This is a genomic window from Providencia vermicola, from assembly GCF_020381325.1.
GTDB classification, from domain to species: Bacteria; Pseudomonadota; Gammaproteobacteria; order Enterobacterales; family Enterobacteriaceae; genus Providencia; species Providencia vermicola.
In genome coordinates, this window is the sequence record NZ_JAGSPI010000008.1 from 286,790 (window position 1) to 303,359 (window position 16,570).

The 16,570-nt window shown below is 43.0% G+C and carries 17 protein-coding genes and 1 pseudogene; 14 read left to right on the forward strand and 4 right to left on the reverse strand.

Going from position 1 to position 16,570, the window contains the following annotated elements; genetic code table 11:
• The first annotated feature begins 36 nt into the window (after nt 1-36).
• Nucleotides 37-2,304, forward strand: a complete 2,268-nt coding sequence (gene adiA, locus KDJ85_RS13885) for an arginine decarboxylase (protein WP_225820178.1) — start codon at nt 37-39, stop codon at nt 2,302-2,304.
• A 49-nt stretch (nt 2,305-2,353) separates the two neighbouring features.
• On the opposite strand, the gene KDJ85_RS13890 is transcribed toward adiA, so the two are convergent.
• The 3 genes and pseudogenes from KDJ85_RS13890 to KDJ85_RS13900 all read right to left on the reverse strand — a co-directional run bounded on the left by KDJ85_RS13890 (nt 2,354) and on the right by KDJ85_RS13900 (nt 5,212).
• Nucleotides 2,354-2,683: a HigA family addiction module antitoxin gene (locus tag KDJ85_RS13890; protein WP_225820179.1), complete on the reverse strand. Its 330-nt coding sequence runs from the start codon at nt 2,681-2,683 to the stop codon at nt 2,354-2,356.
• Between the two features lie 62 nt (nt 2,684-2,745).
• Nucleotides 2,746-3,054, reverse strand: a pseudogene (locus tag KDJ85_RS13895) (type II toxin-antitoxin system RelE/ParE family toxin).
• Nucleotides 3,055-3,277: 223 nt separating this feature from the next.
• Nucleotides 3,278-5,212 carry an ABC transporter ATP-binding protein gene (locus KDJ85_RS13900; RefSeq protein ID WP_225820180.1) on the reverse strand — a complete coding sequence of 645 codons (1,935 nt, stop codon included), beginning with the start codon at nt 5,210-5,212 and terminating at the stop codon, nt 3,278-3,280.
• Nucleotides 5,213-5,434: 222 nt separating this feature from the next.
• Between KDJ85_RS13900 and kefG the strand changes: the two genes are divergently transcribed.
• From kefG to slyD, 4 genes are all read left to right on the forward strand, one after another.
• On the forward strand, nt 5,435-5,989 hold the full coding sequence (gene kefG, locus KDJ85_RS13905; protein WP_219245452.1) for a glutathione-regulated potassium-efflux system ancillary protein KefG: 555 nt from the start codon (nt 5,435-5,437) through the stop codon (nt 5,987-5,989).
• Entirely contained in the window at nt 5,989-7,797 is a 1,809-nt protein-coding gene (kefB, locus tag KDJ85_RS13910) for a glutathione-regulated potassium-efflux system protein KefB (protein ID WP_225820181.1), read from the forward strand. Before kefG ends, kefB begins: the two co-directional genes overlap by 1 nt.
• Before the next feature lie 9 nt (nt 7,798-7,806).
• Complete coding sequence (locus KDJ85_RS13915; RefSeq protein WP_206084808.1) at nt 7,807-8,010, forward strand: YheV family putative zinc ribbon protein; 204 nt, start codon at nt 7,807-7,809, stop codon at nt 8,008-8,010.
• An 87-nt stretch (nt 8,011-8,097) separates the two neighbouring features.
• Complete coding sequence (slyD, locus tag KDJ85_RS13920; protein ID WP_225820182.1) at nt 8,098-8,703, forward strand: peptidylprolyl isomerase; 606 nt, start codon at nt 8,098-8,100, stop codon at nt 8,701-8,703.
• 63 nt (nt 8,704-8,766) lie between these two features.
• On the opposite strand, the gene KDJ85_RS13925 is transcribed toward slyD, so the two are convergent.
• The gene (locus KDJ85_RS13925) at nt 8,767-8,988 is read right to left on the reverse strand and encodes a SlyX family protein (RefSeq protein ID WP_206084806.1); all 222 of its coding nucleotides are present in this window, start codon (nt 8,986-8,988) and stop codon (nt 8,767-8,769) included.
• Between the two features lie 257 nt (nt 8,989-9,245).
• Here KDJ85_RS13925 and fkpA point away from each other — a divergent pair, with 257 nt between their 5' ends.
• The 9 genes from fkpA to KDJ85_RS13970 form a co-directional block, all read left to right on the forward strand.
• Nucleotides 9,246-9,989: an FKBP-type peptidyl-prolyl cis-trans isomerase gene (fkpA, locus tag KDJ85_RS13930; protein ID WP_206084805.1), complete on the forward strand. Its 744-nt coding sequence runs from the start codon at nt 9,246-9,248 to the stop codon at nt 9,987-9,989.
• 1,072 nt (nt 9,990-11,061) lie between these two features.
• Nucleotides 11,062-11,766: a helix-turn-helix transcriptional regulator gene (locus KDJ85_RS13935; protein ID WP_206084803.1), complete on the forward strand. Its 705-nt coding sequence runs from the start codon at nt 11,062-11,064 to the stop codon at nt 11,764-11,766.
• Nucleotides 11,763-12,167 (forward strand): sulfurtransferase complex subunit TusD, encoded by a 405-nt coding sequence (gene tusD, locus KDJ85_RS13940; RefSeq protein WP_225820183.1) that lies wholly within the window; start codon nt 11,763-11,765, stop codon nt 12,165-12,167. Before KDJ85_RS13935 ends, tusD begins: the two co-directional genes overlap by 4 nt.
• 16 nt (nt 12,168-12,183) lie before the next feature.
• Entirely contained in the window at nt 12,184-12,543 is a 360-nt protein-coding gene (gene tusC, locus KDJ85_RS13945) for a sulfurtransferase complex subunit TusC (RefSeq protein WP_225820184.1), read from the forward strand.
• A gap of 57 nt (nt 12,544-12,600) precedes the next feature.
• The gene (tusB, locus tag KDJ85_RS13950) at nt 12,601-12,888 is read left to right on the forward strand and encodes a sulfurtransferase complex subunit TusB (RefSeq protein ID WP_225820185.1); all 288 of its coding nucleotides are present in this window, start codon (nt 12,601-12,603) and stop codon (nt 12,886-12,888) included.
• Between the two features lie 136 nt (nt 12,889-13,024).
• Complete coding sequence (gene rpsL, locus KDJ85_RS13955; RefSeq protein ID WP_004265905.1) at nt 13,025-13,399, forward strand: 30S ribosomal protein S12; 375 nt, start codon at nt 13,025-13,027, stop codon at nt 13,397-13,399.
• Nucleotides 13,400-13,496: 97 nt separating this feature from the next.
• Entirely contained in the window at nt 13,497-13,967 is a 471-nt protein-coding gene (gene rpsG, locus KDJ85_RS13960; RefSeq protein WP_004262486.1) for a 30S ribosomal protein S7, read from the forward strand.
• An 89-nt stretch (nt 13,968-14,056) separates the two neighbouring features.
• Entirely contained in the window at nt 14,057-16,183 is a 2,127-nt protein-coding gene (gene fusA, locus KDJ85_RS13965) for an elongation factor G (protein WP_225820186.1), read from the forward strand.
• Nucleotides 16,184-16,261: 78 nt separating this feature from the next.
• On the forward strand, nt 16,262-16,570 hold a 309-nt coding region (locus tag KDJ85_RS13970; RefSeq protein ID WP_263974622.1), incomplete at its 3' end, for a GTP-binding protein.

A 16,570-nucleotide genomic window follows, 5' to 3' on the forward strand; every position in this document is an offset into this window, starting at 1 on the left:
GCATTTAAATTTGAAATATTCAAAGGGGAATTATTGATGAGAGCACTCATTGTTTATACTGAGTTAACTGACGAAGATTCCGTTATTAGTCACGCGGTTGCAAGGCTAGCAAGTGAGTTGAACGATGAGCACGTTGAAACTGTGGTTATTCGGGATTTTGAAGATGGGATGGCTTATATCCGTTCAAATACGAGCATCGATTGCTTGCTATACGGCCGCGATATGTCAGATAAGCAAGAGCAAACCCAAGCTCATCAATTAATTACTCAGCTTCACCGTCGACAAGAAGATGTCCCTGTTTTTTTACTGAGTGATCGTGAAGAAGCGCTAACCGCTTTTGACCGAAAAATGATGGAGCAAGTTGATGAATTTGCTTGGATTTTAGAAGATTCAGCCGACTTTATTGCAGGGCGTGTCCTTGCAGCGATTATTCGCTATCGTGCGCAATTGCTGCCGCCATTAATGAAAAGTTTAATTAAATACAGTGACATACATGAATATTCGTGGGCGGCACCAGGGCACCAAGGTGGGGTTGGTTTTACCAAAACACCTGCAGGGCGTATTTATCACGATTTTTTTGGTGAGAATTTATTTCGCACAGATATTGGGATTGAGCGAGTCGCAGTGGGCTCATTACTAGACCATACAGGAGCATTTGGTGAATGTGAAAAAAATGCCGCGCGTATCTTTGGTGCTGACCAATCTTATTCGGTGGTTGTCGGGACGTCGGGTTCCAATCGAACGATTATGCAAGCTTGCATGACTGATGACGATGTCGTCGTCATCGACCGAAATTGCCATAAATCGATCGAGCAGGGGTTGATCCTGACTGGGGCGAAGCCTGTGTATATGACACCTAGCCGTAACCGCTATGGTATTATCGGTCCAATCTATCCGAAAGAGATGACACCCGAAGCCATTGCTGAAAAGATCGCTAAAAATCCATTAACATTAGACAAAATCGGTAAACGCCCTGCCTATAGTGTTGTCACTAACTGTACCTACGATGGTGTCTGCTACCATGCACGCAAAGTTCAAGATTTACTAGATAAATCATTGGATAGAATCCATTTCGATGAAGCATGGTATGGGTATGCACGCTTTAATCCGATTTATCATAACCACTTTGCTATGCGGGATGAGCCCAGAAATGGCGATGAGCCGACGATTTTTGCTACTCACTCTACACATAAGTTGTTGAATGCGTTATCCCAAGCATCATTTATTCACATACGAAATGGTCGTAACTCGATTGATTTCAATCGCTTTAATCAGGCCTACCATATGCATGCCACTACCTCGCCGCTGTATGCCATTTGTGCCTCAAACGATATCGCGGCGGATATGATGGATGGTAATAGTGGGCGTTCACTCACCGACGAAGTTATTCGTGAATCTATCGATTTCCGTCAATCATTGGGTTATTTGTATAAAGAGTTTCTCAATGATGACGAATGGTTTTTTAAGCCATGGAATCAGGAAATGGTGAAAGACCCTGCGACAGGGAAACGCTATGCTTTTGAAGATGCCCCTGTTGAGTTGCTGATGAAAGAGCAGAGCTGCTGGGTAATGAACCCTGAGGATAAATGGCACGGTTTTAAAGATATTCCTGAAAACTGGGCGATGCTAGACCCTATTAAAGTCAGTATTTTGTCACCAGGAATGGGTGACGATGGCAAACTGCAAGACACTGGCGTACCCGCAGCACTGGTGACTGCATGGTTGAACCATTATGGGATTGTGCCAACACGGACAACGGATTTCCAAATTATGTTCTTGTTTTCCATGGGTATCACTAAAGGGAAGTGGGGGACTTTGGTGAATGCGCTACTCTCCTTTAAACGCCACTATGACAATAACACCAGTTTGAAAAAGGTGTTACCTGAAGTGGTGGAAAGTGCTCCTGAAATATACGGACACATGGGGTTACGTGACTTAGGCGATAAAATGTTCGTTTACTTGCAAAAAAATAACCCAGCAGGGCAGCTGAACCAAGCGTATGAACAATTGCCTGAAGTGGTGATGAGCCCACGAGATGCGTACCAAGAAATTGTCGCTAACCGCGTGGAAGCGGTTCCGCTCGATAAACTCGCAGGGCGTATCGCTGCCAATTCGATTATTCCGTATCCACCAGGTATCCCAATGTTGCTATCAGGGGAAAGTTTTGGGGATAAAAACAGCCCACATATCGGTTACTTACACAGCCTACAAGCGTGGGATAGTGAGTTCCCCGGCTTTGAACATGAAACCGAAGGAACTGAAATTATCGACGGGCAGTATTATGTGATGTGTGTGAAAAATTAAAATGCATAAAGATTGGGTTCCCCCGAGTCAGTCGGGGGGACTCAATCTATTAGGCGGTCACTTTCTGTTTTTTATTAATAAAATCTTTATAATACATCACATTATTAATTTCATCTTGCAAGCGAGGGTCATTATTAATTTCCCAAATATCAACAGCCTGTTGAAGATTTAACCAATAATCTTTACTGGTGTTAAACGCTTTTGCCAGTTTGAATGCCAAATCGATTGATAATTTACGGTTATTATTAACGAGGGCACTAATCGTGTTTCTATGGACGCCTAATAACTCGGATAACTCATTGATCTTTAGCCCTGTTGGCTCTAGGTATTCATAAAGCAACACATCGCCGACACTGGCTGGCTTTCTCGTCGCTTGCATGTATTTCTCCTTTCTATTTTTAATATCTTAAACTTAGAAAACTACTGTTAACTTTCTAAGGTTTAGACATCTTTATGTGGATCTAGGTATAAATTTTTAATTCCATTTTCCCAGACAAAAATTAAACGGTATTGGCTATTTACTCTTATGGAATAACAGTGGGCTAATGGTGGATTCAGTTTCTTTAACCTGTTCCCCGGCGGGCTTCTTATGTCATTTAAAATCATAGCCGCATTTAACATGTCTAGTTTTCGGGCAAGTGTTGAACTGATATCTGCAGGAATGGCTTTGTAAGCCGTGCCATATTTATAAAATAACGCTAAATAGTTGTCTCTAAATTACAATCTACAGTCATCATTATTTTGATTCATTTTTCCTCCTTGAAAATGTGAATAGTATAAATGACGGTATAATCACGATAGCATACTAAACACAAATGCACAACAGCACTGTGCGTGAGTGCATTTTAGTGGGGGTAGATAAAGGGATATCGGTAGGGATTATGAATGCAATATTCTAAAGGATAAAAAATAGCGCCTGTCTTATGATAAAGTTTCAAGCGCTAGATTATAGGGTTATTTATTTGATGAATGACTAGATAGCGTCAAACTCACCAGTCATGGTTTCTAACTGTTCTTGCAGCTCCATCCACTCCATTTCAACGTCTTCAAGGGCGGATTTTTGCTCCGTTTGTTTTTTCAAACATTCGGTCAGCTCTGCTTTTTTATCTTGCTCATAAATTGCAGCGTCAGAAAGCTTCGCTTCTAGTTCGCTCAGGGATGTGGAGTATTTCTCCATCTGCTTTTCCAACTCCGTGATTTTTTTACGGATTGGTTGAGTTAGCTGGCGGAACTCCGCTTCGCGACGTTTTTGATCTTTCCTATCTTGCGCGGTGACTGTTGCCGCAGCGGCGGGTTTGTCTTTCTCTTGCTGGTCACGCACTTGCTGCAATTCGAGTTTGTTTTGCTCGGCAAGCCATTGTTGGTAATCTTCTAAATCACCATCAAATTGCTCTACCGCACCGCCGTGAACTAAATACAGCTCATCAGTAGTGGTACGCAGTAAGTGCCTATCATGGGAAACGACGACTAATGCACCTTCGAATGCCATCAGGGCTTCGGTAAGGGCTTGGCGCATGTCTAAATCCAAGTGGTTGGTTGGCTCATCGAGTAACAACAGATTCGGGCGTTGCCAGACGATGAGTGCCAGTACCAAACGTGCTTTTTCCCCACCTGAGAAACGGCCGCTAGGGTCTGTCACTTGGTCGCCTTTAAAACCAAAGCCACCTAAATAGTCGCGCAGCTGTTGCTCTGTTTGCTCTGGAGCAAGGCGTGCGAGGTGTTGTAATGGAGATTCTTCAGGGTGCAGGTATTCCAACTGGTGCTGGGCGAAATATCCCAGTTTGATGCCTTTGGCGAGGGAAATTTCACCCTGTAATGGGGGTAAATCACCTGCTAGCATCTTAATTAACGTGGATTTACCCGCACCGTTACGCCCCAGTAACCCAATGCGTGAACCTGGCACTAAATTCAGCTTAATCGACTGCAAAATGACTTTTTCACCGTAACCCGCGCTGACTTTTTCCATCTTTAATAGTGGATTTGGTAAACTTTCAGGTTTACGGAATGAAAAATGGAAGGGGTTATCCACATGAGCAGGTGCGACCATTTCCATTCTTTCCAACATCTTAATACGGCTTTGTGCTTGCTTTGCTTTGGTTGCTTGCACTCTAAAGCGGTCGATATAGCTTTGTAGGTGTGCGGCCTTAGCCTGTTGGCTTTCATACAGCGCTTGTTGTTGAGCCAGTTTTGTTGCGCGCTGGCGTTCAAATGAAGAGTAGTTACCGGTGTATTCGAAGAGAGTTTCTTGTTCGATATGCAACACTTTATCAATAATTGGGTCGAGGAAATCCCTATCATGGGAAATCAGGATCAGTGTGCCTTGGTAGCTTTTGAGCCATTTTTCTAGCCAAATCACCGCATCTAAATCAAGGTGGTTAGTTGGTTCATCAAGTAGCAACAAATCAGAGCGGCAAAGTAGCGCTTGCGCGAGGTTCAAACGCATCCGCCATCCACCTGAAAAAGATTTTACTGGAGAGTCTAATTGCGCTTGGCTGAAACCTAAACCATGAAGCAAACTTGATGCACGCGAACGGATGGTCCACGCATCGATAGCATCCAACTGCCCATGGACGACAGCAATGGCATTACCATCATTTTTTTCATTGGCTTGGGCAAGTTTTTGTTCAAGGGCGCGAAACTCACGGTCACCGTCAATGACATATTCGAGCGCGGGCACATCTAATGCAGGGGTTTCTTGGTTGACCCATGCCATAGACCAGTTGCTTGGAAACGTTGCAGAGCCTGCTTCAGCTTGTAATTCGCCTTTTAATAGTGCAAGCAGCGTCGATTTACCGCAGCCATTTTTACCCACTAAACCAACTTTTTGGCCAGGGTTAATCGTTGCCGTGGCATTGTCCAAAAGAACACGAACGCCTCGACGAATTTGGAGTGAAGAGAAAACAATCATAGCAACCGTCTATTAAAAATATGTTAAATTACCAATGTATATACTCTAAATAATTCACGGTGCAGTTAGGCGACAAGCAAATGAGTCGCTAGGCGCCTACTTAAGTAGGTGACTAGTGAGAATGCGCGTAGTCAACAACACTGCAACGAGAAGTATGATGAGTATAGCAGGCAGCATGGTAACGGAAAATTATCCGTCTGACACGCCTTTGAGGAGGGAAAGATGTCAAATACACCAAAAGTGCTGGTGGTCTATGCCCATCCAGACCCTGATGAATCTATCGCCAACAAGGCATTGCTTGATGCGGTGCGTGATTTTGAACATGTCACGGTACATGATTTATATGCGACATACCCCGACTATTTTATTGATGTGACCGCGGAGCAAAAGCTGTTGTGTTTGTATGATGTGATTGTTTTTCAGCATCCGCTCTATACTTATAGTTGTCCCGCATTGTTGAAAGAGTGGTTTGACCGCGTATTAACTCGCCGTTTTGCCACCGATATGGGGTACCAAAAATTAAAAGGCAAATATTGGCGCTCAGTGATTACAACAGGAGAACCTATCCATGCCTACCAGCACGATGGATACAACCGTTATCCGCTAACAGAAATACTTCGTCCATTTGAGTTGACCGCATTAATGTGTGATATGCAATGGCTGGAGCCGACTATTATTTATGCGGCTCGTCGGCAGCCTAAAGCCCATTTTCAACAGCTTATTGATGACTACCGTCAATGGATACAACAACCGCTGAGTGCGGGAGGGCTTTCCTAATGTCAGATATGGGGCTATTTGAATCTGTTATCATTTTCCTCTGCGCGGGTGTCATCATGGTACCCATTGCCCAGAAAATTCGTTTGGGCGCGGTACTTGGGTATCTATTGGCGGGGATAATGATTGGGCCATTTGTACTTGGCTTTATCCATAATGTTGATGATATTTTGCATTTCTCTGAAATGGGCGTCGTGTTCCTAATGTTCTTAATTGGCTTAGAGTTAAAACCCTCTAAGTTATGGGAACTGAGGCGTTCGATTTTTGGTGTAGGCACCGTTCAAGTTGTGGTCACCGCAGCAATCATGGCATCACTGTTGTTTCTAGCCAAATTTTCATGGCAAGCCGCTATTGTGGGTGGACTGGGGATGGCGATGTCATCAACAGCGATGGCACTGCAACTCATGAACGAAAAGGGCATGTCCAATAAGGAAAGCGGCCAGCTCGGTTTTTCTGTTTTGCTATTCCAAGATATGGCGGTGATCCCGATTATGGCATTGATCCCCTTATTGGCAGGGGATACAGCAACCAGCGACTGGCAAAAAATTGGCTTAAAAGTTATTGCTTTTTTTGGGTTATGGGTGGTTGGTCGCTACTTATTACGTCCGATGTTTAGGCTTGCCGCGAAATCGGGGGTACATGAAATTTTCACGGCAGCAGCACTTTTGGTGGTGCTAGGTTCAGCATTGATTATGGAAAGCCTTGGTTTTTCGATGGCGTTAGGAACCTTTATGGCAGGGGTGATGTTAGCGGAAACAGAGTTTCGCCATGAATTAGAAATCAACATTGAGCCATTTAAAGGCTTATTGCTAGGGCTGTTTTTTATCTCTGTAGGGATGTCGCTTAACTTACAAATATTGTGGACTTATTTACCTCAGGTATTGATTGCCGTGGTGGTCTTGGTGGCAGTAAAAGCGTTGGTGCTGTATTTGCTTGGTTTTGCTGCACGGCTGCGTAATGGTGCTCGAGCCCAATTTTCTGGAGTCTTAAGCCAAGGCGGTGAATTTGCCTTCGTTATTTATGCGACGGCTTTTGGGGCAAGTGTCATTGATGAGCGCCAAATGGATCTTTTGCTGGTGGTGGTCACACTTTCGATGATGACAACGCCACTTGTGATGCAGCTGATAGATGCTTATTTGAACTACCGCTATAATCAGCAACCTGCATCCAGTGAAAAGCCATTTGTGGAAGATAACGACCCACATGTTATTTTGGTGGGCTTTGGTCGTATGGGGCAAGTGGTTGGGCGTTTATTAATGGCCAATAAAGTCAAAATCACGGTACTTGAACAAGATGTGACTGCGATTGGCACAATGCGTCGCTACGGTTATACCGTGTATTACGGTGATGCGCGAGAGCTGCAATTACTGCGTTCAGCGGGGGCTGATAAAGCCAAAGCCATTGTGATCACCAGTGATGTGCCTGAGGAAGTGATGGAAATTGTGCGAATTTGCCAAGAAAACTTTCCTAACTTGCATATTATTGCGCGAGCAAAGGGCCGTCTGGAGGCACATGAATTATTGCACAGTGGCGTAACCGACTTTAGCCGGGAAACATTTTCTAGTGCCTTGGAGCTCGGTAGCAAAGCATTAATTAGTACAGGTATGCATCCACACAAAGCCTATCGGGCAAAACAGCATTTCCGTCGTTTAGATATGCGTATGCTGCGAGATGTCTATCCCGAAAGTGAAAACAGTGATAGCGGGCAAATTTCACGCGTGAAAGAAGCACGTCGTGAACTCAACGAGCTATTCGAAAAAGAGATGCAAAGAGAACACCGACAGCCACACAGTTGGAATAATGAACAATAAGGGTAAGAAATGGCTTCAACACGTAAGCGTTTTATTGCAGGCGCAACCTGCCCGAAATGCCAATCACAAGATACGTTGATGATGTGGCGTGAAGATAAAATTGATGTGGTGGAGTGCGTCAACTGTGGCGATCAACAACGCCAAGCGGGGGAGGTTGCCACTGAGCACGTAAGGCAAAAAGAGCAGGTGATTGGTATTTTTACACCTGAATAAGAGAAATTTGTCAATTCTCAATACATCATCATTGTTTTTCGGTACAATTGGCAAAAAATTTTCCCCTTACGGGTAGTAGGAGATGTCATGAAAGTAGCAAAAGACTTGGTGGTCAGCTTGGCTTATCAAGTAAGAACAGAAGACGGTGTTTTAGTTGATGAGTCCCCGGCAAGTGCGCCACTGGACTATTTGCATGGCCGTGGTTCTTTAATTTCTGGTCTGGAAAAAGCGTTAGAAGGCCGTTCTGTTGGTGAAAACTTTGATGTTGAAGTGGCTTCTGACGATGCATACGGTCAATACGATGACAATTTAGTTCAACGCGTTCCTAAAGATGTCTTTATGGGTGTTGATGAGCTGGAAGTTGGCATGCGTTTCTTAGCTGACACTGACATGGGCCCAGTTCCTGTCGAAATCACAGGGATTGAAGGCGACGAAGTTATCGTTGACGGTAACCACATGTTAGCAGGTCAAAACCTGAAATTTAATGTTGAAGTCATGGGCATCCGTGAAGCAACAGAAGAAGAAATCGCACATGGCCATGTTCATGGCGCAGATGGTCACGACCATGACCACGACCACGAAGGTGGTTGCTGTGGCGGTGGCGGTCATAGCCACGGTTCAGAAGGTGGTTGCTGCGGTGGTGGCGAAGGTCACGGCCACGGTCACAAGCATGGCGGTTGCGGCTGCCACTAATACGACGTATTAGTGCTTGTTATAGAATAAAAAAGGAAGCGAAAGCTTCCTTTTTTGTCGCTATCAATAATGTGGCGGCGGTGTTTCTTCTTCTGGTCGCGCCAAATGGGAATCTTGCGACGATTTCAGCCTCTCCGTGACGATGCGTAAATGTTCTTGCATCCGCGTCAACTGCATTTGCTGGTCAGTAATCACTTGATTTAGTTGTTCGATAGCTAATTCTTGGAAAGCTACTTTGCTTTCTAAAAGTTCTAAACGTTGTTCAAATGAATGAGATGAGTCCATTTTCGACTCTCCTTAGGCGTTTTCATCATAATCAAACCATCATAATAACCGAACATTACAAATCAACAGATAAGTTTTAGTTAAACATATAGGCGATGAAACCTCTTTTTGTTAATGTTGTCTGAAGAAATGATTATACTGTTTCTATACAAATAAATAATGAGTCCCCAAAGCATTAGGGGCATTATCATAAAATGAATGGTAAACATTGGGTTTACTGTTCAAATAGGTTCGCATTAAAATCATCGGAGATTAGGATGAAATCACTGTTTAAGGCAAGTCTTCTGGCAACAACGTTGGCACTTACTTTCACTGCTCCGCAAGTTATGGCAGCGGAAGCTAAAGCACAAAGTAGCGCATTTAAAAATGCAGAAGAGCGCAATGCCTACGCACTGGGCGCTTCTTTAGGTCGCTACATGCAGAATTCATTAGAAGAACAAAAAACCATTGGTATTAACTTGGATAACGCACAACTGCTGGCGGGTGTTCAAGATGCATTCAATGGTAAAAGCAAAATGACCGATGCGGAAGTTGAAGAAACTCTGCGTCAGTTCGAAGGGCAGGTGAAAGCAGCCGCCGACAAAAAAATGAAGGACGAATCAGCAAGCAATGAGAAAAAAGGCGCTGAATTCCGTGAAAAATACGCTAAAGAAAAAGGCGTAGTGAAAACCAAATCAGGCTTACTGTACAAAATTGAAAAAGACGGTACAGGTGCTAAACCTAAAGCAGATGAAACCGTTGTTGTACATTACAAAGGCTCTCTGATTGATGGTACTGAGTTCGATAGCTCTTACTCACGTAACGAGCCACTGACTATTCCATTAAACTCAGTAATTAAAGGCTGGACTGAAGGTTTAGTAAACCTGAAAAAAGGCGGCAAAATGCAGTTAGTGATCCCAGCCGATTTAGCGTATGGTGAAAACGGCGTGCCGGGTATCCCAGCTAACTCTACTTTAGTTTTTGATGTTGAATTATTAGATATCAAACCTGCTGCTAAATAAAATAGATTTTAGTTGTTATCAAGCCCGAGGCATTTGTCTTGGGCTTTTTTATACAAATAAGAAAATTAAGCTATACATAGTTATCGATTAAACCACACTAAAAATTAAGATGTTTTTGTTTTTTGCCATGAAAGCTCCTTATTTAAATATAAAGAAAATACAGTGGGTAATATGGTTAAAAATATAAAAGTTTTAGGTGAATTTCTAATAATATGGAAAGGCGTGAAATATGAAATATCAAGATTTGATAAATAGAAAACAAAAAGGTTAATCGCATCAACAATTAATATTAATGAAATGGCTAACATGAAAATGCGTTTAATTATGGATTTAATATGTAATGAATAACTTAGCACAGAGGTAAGTAGCAGTGACCGCATTGCCATAATCAGTAAAGTAAAAATGATTGAATAGATGGTCAGCTCATCAATGTGCACTGTGATAGTGCCGGTGATTAACAGTAATAAGACATATATTTCATTGAATGAAACTATTAGGAAGTAAATAATTAGCATGTAGATTTTTCGTTTAATCAAAATAAACCTCATTAATTAATTTGGCATGTGGATAGAATTACATCATTATTAAGTTTAAATAATTGAATATAATACCTTGATACTATTCTGGCCAAATAAAATGGTAAGAAATTATAATTTTATAGTTTTAATTATGGTTTCGATTTAAATGTATTATTAATGAAAACTCATTAAAGAGAATGAAAAATTTATATTTACCAGCAAGTAAGTTGTTTTTTTGTTATAAATTATGCGGAATCAAGGCTTATGATCCAGTTTTAGATAAGTCACTGCCTGGCGTGGCAACAGAGTCTAACCGTGGTGAATTTTCGGCAAAAAAATCCCCAAATTGTTTAAAACTTGTGATAAAACAGACTGTCTTGCATTCATTCGCTTGACGGCGACGTCTTGGAGTTTTAACTTCAGAAGACTCTATTTTATTATTTATCATCACAATTGTTGATTATACGCGGTGCAATAAAGGCAAATTAGTCGAATAATGAATGCCTTATTAGTCAACTGGATGAAATGTTTACATTAGAAGGATGATGTTGAAAATGTCAGATTCTTTACAGTCACACGACCTCAGCGATATTAATATACTGGATAACCAGCCTTTTGCTGAAACCGACCACGAAATCTTAAAATCATACGAAGCGGCGGTTGATGGCTTAGCAATGCTAATTGGTGGGCACTGTGAAATCGTTCTTCACTCATTGGAAGACCTGAATTGTTCTGCGGTGAGAATTGCTAACGGCCAGCACACAGGGCGTAAAATTGGCTCCCCAATTACTGACCTTGCGCTGCGTATGCTGCACGATATGGCAGATGAAGAATCTAGCGTCTCTAAAGCCTACTTTACTAAAGCGAAAAGCGGCGACTTAATGAAATCAGTGACGATTGCGATCCGCAACCGTAAGCAGCGTGTCATTGGTTTGCTGTGCATCAATATGAACTTAGATGTGCCTTTCTCCGAAATTATTCAATCGTTTGTTCCAGAAACAAAACAAGAAGTCACTTCAGATGTAAACTTTGCTTCATCCGTTGATGACTTAGTCGCTCAAACGTTAGAATACACCATTGAAGAAGTGGGCGCTGATCGTAACGTATCGAATAATGCGAAGAATAAACAAGTGGTTCTGAACCTTTATGAAAAAGGCATTTTCGATATCAAAGATGCAATTAACCAAGTTGCTGATCGTTTAAATATCTCAAAACACACCGTTTATTTGTACATTCGTCAGTTTAAGAGTGGTGAATGAGTCACGCTAATCCATTAACGTACTGTATCTTGGTGACGGGCCCAGCATATGGGACGCAACAAGCTGCAAGTGCGTATCAATTTGCCAAAGCCCTTCTCGAAGAAGGGCACACGTTAAAAACCGTGTTTTTTTATCGTGAAGGTGTGCTGAACGCAAACTTACTCACATCTCCCGCAACGGACGAGTTCGATTTACTCAAGGCTTGGCAGCAACTGGCAAAAGATGCAGGTTGTGAGATGCATATTTGTGTTTCTGCGGCGTTACGACGTGGCGTCGTTGATCAAGAACAGGCTCAAAACTTATCATTACCAGTCAATAATTTAGCGAGTGGGTTTATGATGAGTGGGTTAGGCAGCTTAGCTGAAGCTATGATGACAACAGATAGAACCCTTCAATTCTAAGAAAGTAAGGTATCGCGTGAAAAGAATTGCCTTCGTGTTTACGACAATGCCCCATGGAAATGCAAGTGGGCGAGAAGGGTTGGATGCCTTGCTGGCAACATCTGCATTAACGGATGAAATTGAAGTGTTTTTTATTGCAGATGGCGTCTTTCAACTTCTTACAAATCAGCAGCCAAAAGCTATTCTTACGCGGGACTATATCGCAACATTTAAAATATTACCGCTATATGACATTGAAAATATTTATCTTTGTCGGGAATCCCTTCAGGAACGTGGACTATCGGAAATGAGCGAGTTTGTAGTTACTCCTAAAATGCTCAGTTCACTTGAAATCCAGCAAAAAATAGCTGATTGTGATGTGGTGCTGAAATTTTAATCGATTGTTTGTATTTTGAGCTTGGGTTGTTTTTTGATCTATAGTAGGATCGCTTCTATGCTTTATACATTAGCAACATCTCCGTTTAACTGTGATTTTTCGGCTATACTTCGCCTAATTACAGATAAAGACGCGGTTTTATTGATGCAAGATGGCGTGGCTACTGCAATATCACAGTCACCTTTCCTTGATGCATTACAAAAAACGGGGGCACAATTATATGCCTTGGATGTCGATATTAACGCTCGAGGGTTGCAAAATACCCTATCACCCGCCGTTTCTGTGATCACATATCAAGGTTTTGTGAAGCTAACAGAAGTCCAAAAACAACATTTTGCCTTATAAAGGCACTAAAAGTTGTATATTTCTTGACACCTGACTCAGTCGGCAATAAAATTTCGCGTCCTCGTGTATCGTCATGTTGGCGAACGAGGTCAAAATCCGTGTTTACGAAGCAAAAAAACCAGGAGCTTTTTTAATAATGGCAACTATTAATCAGCTGGTACGCAAATCTCGTAGCTCGAAAGTTGTGAAAAGCAACGTTCCAGCACTGGAAGCTTGCCCGCAAAAACGTGGCGTATGTACTCGTGTATATACTACCACTCCTAAAAAACCAAACTCAGCATTACGTAAAGTATGCCGTGTTCGTTTAACTAATGGTTTCGAAGTATCTTCCTACATCGGTGGTGAAGGCCACAACTTGCAGGAACACTCCGTAATCCTTATCCGTGGCGGTCGTGTTAAAGACTTGCCAGGTGTGCGTTATCACACCGTTCGCGGCGCACTGGACTGTTCTGGTGTTAAAGACCGTAAGCAAGCTCGTTCTAAATACGGCGCGAAAAAACCTAAGGCTTAATGGATTACCGTTAAGTAAGGCCAAACATTTTAATCTTAATGTCAAAATACTCTCGTAGAGTTTTGGACAAACCTGAATTAACAACGGAGTCATATCCATGCCACGTCGTCGCGTAATAGGTCAACGTAAAATTCTTCCAGATCCTAAGTTCGGATCAGAATTACTGGCCAAGTTTGTAAATATCCTGATGGTAGACGGGAAAAAATCTACTGCTGAAGCAATCGTATATAACGCACTTGAAACCCTTGCTCAGCGTTCTGGTAAAACTGAACTTGATGCATTCGAATTAGCACTGGATAACGTGCGTCCGACTGTGGAAGTTAAATCCCGCCGTGTTGGTGGTTCAACTTACCAAGTTCCAGTTGAAGTTCGCCCGGTTCGTCGTAATGCCCTGGCAATGCGTTGGATCGTTGATGCTGCTCGTAAACGCGGTGATAAATCTATGGCACTTCGCCTGGCAAATGAATTATCAGACGCTGCTGAGAACAAAGGTTCCGCTGTTAAGAAACGTGAAGACGTTCACCGTATGGCAGAAGCTAACAAGGCGTTCGCACACTACCGTTGGTAATAATTTCTTACCTACATTAGTGATGTATCTCAGGGTAGCCATTTGCTACCCTTTATATGAAGCATTGAACGCCCACGAGAGAGGAAAAAATGGCCCGTCAAACGCCCATAGCACGTTATCGTAATATCGGTATCAGTGCACACATCGACGCCGGTAAAACCACAACTTCTGAACGTATTCTGTTCTATACTGGTGTAAACCATAAAATTGGTGAAACTCACGAAGGTTCTGCAACAATGGACTGGATGGAGCAGGAGCAAGAGCGTGGTATCACTATCACATCTGCTGCGACTACTGCATTCTGGTCTGGTATGGCAAAACAGTATGAGCCACACCGTGTAAACATCATCGACACCCCGGGACACGTTGACTTCACAATCGAAGTAGAACGTTCTATGCGTGTTCTTGATGGCGCAGTAATGGTTTACTGTGCGGTTGGTGGTGTTCAGCCACAGTCTGAAACTGTATGGCGTCAGGCTAACAAATATAAAGTTCCACGTATTGCGTTCGTTAATAAAATGGACCGTATGGGTGCGAACTTCTTACGTGTTGTTGAGCAATTAAAAACACGTTTAGCAGCTAACGCAGTTCCACTGCAATTACCAGTCGGCGCAGAAGAGTCGTTCACTGGTGTTGTTGACTTGCTGAAAATGAAAGCAATCAAGTGGAGCGATGAAGACCAAGGCGTTACCTTCGAATACGAAGATATCCCTGCGAACATGCAAGAAGCAGCTGAAGAGTGGCACAACAACCTGATCGAAACCGCAGCAGAAGCATCAGAAGAACTGATGGAAAAATATCTGGGCGGTGAAGAACTGACTGAAGCAGAAATTAAAGCTGCATTACGTCAACGTGTTCTTGCAAGCGAAATTATCCTGGTTACCTGTGGTTCTGCATTTAAGAACAAAGGTGTTCAGGCGATGCTGGATGCAGTGATTGATTACTTACCTGCGCCAACAGATGTACCTGCAATTAATGGTATTCTGGATGACGGTAAAGACACTCCTGCAGAGCGTCACGCAAGTGATGATGAGCCATTCTCATCATTAGCATTTAAAATTGCAACCGACCCATTCGTTGGTAACTTAACGTTCTTCCGTGTTTACTCTGGTGTTGTTAACTCAGGTGACACAGTGCTGAACGCAGTTAAAGCGAAAAAAGAACGTTTTGGCCGTATCGTACAGATGCACGCTAACAAACGTGAAGAGATCAAAGAAGTTCGCGCTGGTGACATCGCGGCGGCAATCGGTCTGAAAGACGTAACGACAGGTGATACTTTATGTGCAGTTGATGCACCAATCATCCTAGAGCGTATGGAATTCCCAGAGCCAGTAATCTCTGTTGCAATTGAACCAAAAACGAAAGCTGACCAAGAAAAAATGGGTATCGCATTAGGCCGTCTGGCTCAAGAAGACCCATCATTCCGCGTATCAAGTGATGAAGAGACTAATCAGACTATCATCGCTGGTATGGGTGAATTGCACTTGGACGTTCTGGTTGACCGTATGCGTCGTGAATTTAAAGTTGAAGCGAACGTTGGTAAACCTCAAGTTGCTTACCGTGAAGCAATCACTGCTAAAGTGACTGACATCGAAGGTAAACACGCGAAACAGTCTGGTGGTCGTGGTCAGTACGGTCATGTCGTTATCGATATGTTCCCACTGAACAAAAACGATAAAGACGGTCTGCCAATGGACTACGAATTTGTCAACGAAATCAAGGGTGGTGTAATTCCAACTGAATACATCCCTGCGGTTGATAAAGGTATCCAAGAGCAGCTGAAATCTGGCCCATTAGCTGGCTACCCTGTTGTTAACATGGGTGTTCGTCTGCATTTCGGTTCTTACCATGATGTTGACTCCTCTGAACTGGCGTTTAAACTTGCGGCTTCAATCGCGTTTAAAGATGGCTTCAAAAAAGCTAAACCTGTTCTGCTTGAGCCAATCATGAAAGTCGAAGTGGAAACACCAGAAGACTACATGGGTGATGTTATTGGTGACCTGAACCGTCGTCGTGGTATGATTGAAGGTATGGATGACCTGCCTACTGGTAAAGTCGTTCGTGCACAAGTACCATTGTCCGAAATGTTCGGTTATGCTACTGACCTGCGTTCTCAGACACAAGGTCGTGCTTCATACTCTATGGAGTTCCTGAAGTACAATGAAGCACCAAACAACGTTGCACAGGCTGTTATCGAAGCTCGTAACGCTAAATAATCGATTTTATATCGGTTAACTACTTTAATTTAAGTTCCTTCTTTATCGTGAAGAGGGAACTCCATAAGGAATAGAGTCGTGTCTAAAGAAAAATTTGAACGTTCAAAACCGCACGTTAACGTTGGTACTATCGGCCACGTTGACCACGGTAAAACTACTCTGACAGCAGCTATCACTACTGTTCTGGCAAAAACTTACGGCGGTTCTGCTCGTGCATTCGACCAAATCGATAACGCACCTGAAGAAAAAGCGCGTGGTATCACCATCTCTACTTCTCACGTAGAGTACGATACTCCAACTCGCCACTACGCACACGTAGACTGCCCAGGACACGCCGACTATGTTAAAAACATGATCACAGGTGCTGCACAGATGGACGGTGCAATC